Origin of the sequence: Stenotrophomonas sp. SrG, from assembly GCF_050031795.1 — a bacterium.
In the GTDB taxonomy this organism is placed as follows: Bacteria; Pseudomonadota; Gammaproteobacteria; order Xanthomonadales; family Xanthomonadaceae; genus Stenotrophomonas; species Stenotrophomonas rhizophila_A.
Genome location: NZ_JBNBBE010000240.1, coordinates 1 through 274, shown reverse-complemented (window position 1 = coordinate 274; position 274 = coordinate 1). Strand labels below are relative to the sequence as shown.

Genomic DNA, 274 nt, shown 5'->3' with positions numbered 1-274 from the left:
CCGCCACCGCGACGGGCAGGAACTGACCGATGGGGGAGGGCGTTGCCATGCGCACCCTGGAAGGCCTGCAGCCCGATGCGCTGCCGCTGGCGGCGCGGGTGGCCGCCGGCGAGCCAGTGGTGCTGCGCGGCATCGCGCGCGACTGGGCACTGGTGCAGGCCGGCTTACGGGCCCCCCAGGAGGCGTTGGCCTACCTTCGCGGTTTCGATGCCGGGCGGCCGGTGCAGTACTCCTTCGGCGGCCCCGAGATCGAAGGGCGCCCGTTCTACAACGA

1 protein-coding gene is annotated in these 274 nt (G+C 73.4%); it reads left to right on the top strand.

Annotated elements, in window-relative coordinates; genetic code table 11:
• Positions 1-29: 29 nt before the first annotated feature.
• The coding region (locus ACQG3P_RS19675; RefSeq protein WP_426805980.1) for a cupin-like domain-containing protein at positions 30-274 on the top strand (245 nt) is incomplete at its 3' end.